We start from the raw sequence: 2,123 nt of genomic DNA on the forward strand, positions 1-2,123 counted from the left end.
GTATTGTGTTGATAACATCACGAAAAAGTAGGAGATTTCCCTCAAGTCGCGTCCCCATTGCCCATATTGCCCTCCCGCTGATCACCCGGCTAACCTCCCTCCGTCGCTGCAAATTCAGCGACAAGGGTGTGGAAGCCCTTCACAAGATCTAGGCGCACAGGGCGCCACCTAAATTTAAGCAGGCGCTTTTTTCATGTCTGCTGTTAAATTATGGCGGCTGTGCGCGGGGCACTTTCGAGTGCGTCGGGTTCCTAGATCCCCGGTCTTCCACACCCGTGCACAGCTGCCACCCCATCATGTGGAAGTGATGCTGGCAGTTCCTTTGGTTAATTCTAGGAACGAAAACGATGAAAAAGATCACGCCTGACCCTCCGGAAACCGCAATGGCTTCCGATTCTCTCGATCTTCCTCAACTATCCACTGACTCTCAGCGGGTGGTCAGCAAACGCCTGCGAAACCCGAACCACGCTGATCCCGTCTGCCATGTGTTCACCATTCTTCCCAATGTCGATACTGAAACGCTCCTGTGTCATGCCTGCGAAACCCTTGCATCGTTGAACGTCTTGACGACTGACCTGGCTTGCAAGCTCGAAGGTTCAACCCGCAGTTTGGCGCTGTCGATTCAGCAACTGGCGGTGGTCGGGGAGTTGTTGGTGAATCGAGCATTGGACAATGTCGATCCGCAAGGCAGTGGGGGTGAGGTATCGCCAGGTGCGCACGGTTCCTGAACCAACGCTGACTTGCCGAAAAGTTTCATGATGTGTCGTTGAARTGAGGCATAGSATGACCGCTGGAGGTCACGTCCTCGCGCCTCAACCCACAGGAATAAAAAAATGATCGCAAACCTCGTCAAAGTTTCGCTRATTGCCGGTGCTTTGTTGCTGAGTGCCTGTTCCGGTGYGAGCTCCCATAGCGATTATTCGAYCGACTCGGTGCAGCCGGCCGGYTTTGGCCCGGGGCCGACCAACAGCAATGCCGCCAAGATGAATTTCCATGGCAGCGCGCTCGGCAATAGCTTCGGCGAATACAGTTCRGGRTTGYTGCACGACGATTGATAYGCGGWCCGCAATGAWAAAAKGGCGCTCCYACGGGAGCGCCCTTTTTTGTGCGATAAATACGGTCCATTACTTCGCGCGAGGYACCGCCAGCCACTGCCGCARAATCTTCTGRTAATTRCCCGTCGCCTTGGCCAGGTGCAGCCATTGATCGAYGTACAGCTTCCAGGTGATGTCGTCGCGGGGCAGCAGGTAGGCTTTTTCGCCGTATTGCAGGTAGTGCGTGGGGTTGACGGCGCACAGGCCGGGTTTGAGCTTCTGTTTATCAAAGATCATCCAGGTCAGGGAAAGTGACTCGCCCTACAATCCAGGGCTCTACGATTTCCCCACGCATCATGCGTAAGAACGAACCCCATTCCTTTCGATTGTGAGCATCCGGCCCGATAACTGTCAGCAGCAGATATTCATCTCTGAAGTCGTAGTAGGCGTAGATGAGCCAGAAGTCATTGTCTGGATCATCAGCACGTGAGGTTCGATAATACTGGCGACTGATTTTTGCCCAGCGGGTTTGTGTTTTTTCTGAGCTCGCGAGGTGAACATTATGCATTTCGCTCAGATCAAGTCTTTCGTCTCTACCGAAAATGTCAGGCAGATCGCCGAATAGTTTGTAGTTGTAGAACTGTGCGGCAATTGTTTCCCAGTGTTTTACTATTTGGAAAATTGCCGCGATTTTGACTGCCGGCATCCAGGCCTACTTTGTAATAGGAAGCTTGCCAGTAATCACAAACGCATCGAATACCTTCTGCCCATCACGCGCGGCCTCTCGCACATCCAGAAACGTCAGTTCTTTATGGATGACCTTTCTGCGAGGCTTGTCGGTTTTTTTGGTGGTGGCCATGGGCGCCTCCGATGGATGTGTATGCATGCTGGTCAGCTTATTTGATTAATGGAATCCGGGCAAACCGAGCGGGTCGGCATGCTATGCGGGTGTAGCTTGGACTATAGTCTTCGGGACAAAAGTGCAGCAATACTTGAGCGCATGGACATTTCTGAGTGTTGTGTAGGACATCGCTTTTTTAATGAGTTTGTCTCGCTCCGGCCCCGATGTGCCGTAGCTGAACCAACGGC

General features: G+C 52.9%; 4 protein-coding genes and 1 pseudogene. 2 read left to right on the forward strand and 3 right to left on the reverse strand.

What is annotated here, in order from left to right:
• Positions 1-347: 347 nt before the first annotated feature.
• Both ACXRVY_RS25670 and ACXRVY_RS25675 read left to right on the forward strand, forming a co-directional pair.
• Positions 348-728: a DUF6124 family protein gene (locus tag ACXRVY_RS25670; RefSeq protein WP_223462688.1), complete on the forward strand. Its 381-nt coding sequence runs from the start codon at positions 348-350 to the stop codon at positions 726-728.
• A gap of 105 nt (positions 729-833) precedes the next feature.
• Entirely contained in the window at positions 834-1,055 is a 222-nt protein-coding gene (locus ACXRVY_RS25675) for a hypothetical protein (RefSeq protein WP_458238592.1), read from the forward strand.
• Positions 1,056-1,124: 69 nt separating this feature from the next.
• On the opposite strand, the pseudogene ACXRVY_RS25680 reads toward ACXRVY_RS25675, so the two are convergent.
• From ACXRVY_RS25680 to ACXRVY_RS25690, 3 genes and pseudogenes are all read right to left on the reverse strand, one after another.
• Positions 1,125-1,319, reverse strand: a pseudogene (locus ACXRVY_RS25680) (transporter substrate-binding domain-containing protein); the annotation flags it as partial.
• Between the two features lies 1 nt (position 1,320).
• Positions 1,321-1,740, reverse strand: a complete 420-nt coding sequence (locus ACXRVY_RS25685; RefSeq protein WP_223462686.1) for a type II toxin-antitoxin system YafO family toxin — start codon at positions 1,738-1,740, stop codon at positions 1,321-1,323.
• Between the two features lie 6 nt (positions 1,741-1,746).
• A complete protein-coding gene (locus ACXRVY_RS25690) occupies positions 1,747-1,893 on the reverse strand; it encodes a hypothetical protein (protein WP_223462687.1) in 147 nt (48 codons plus the stop codon).
• Between the last annotated feature and the right edge of the window lie 230 nt (positions 1,894-2,123).

Source organism: Pseudomonas sp. P5_A2_2 (assembly GCF_054177685.1).

Excerpts from the sequence above, each read along its gene's own strand:
- ACXRVY_RS25670 (WP_223462688.1), top strand. The coding sequence starts at position 348 with ATGAAAAAGATCACGCCTGACCCTCCGGAAACCGCAATGGCTTCCGAT.
- ACXRVY_RS25685 (WP_223462686.1), bottom strand. The coding sequence starts at position 1,740 with ATGCCGGCAGTCAAAATCGCGGCAATTTTCCAAATAGTAAAACACTGG.
- ACXRVY_RS25690 (WP_223462687.1), bottom strand. The coding sequence starts at position 1,893 with ATGGCCACCACCAAAAAAACCGACAAGCCTCGCAGAAAGGTCATCCAT.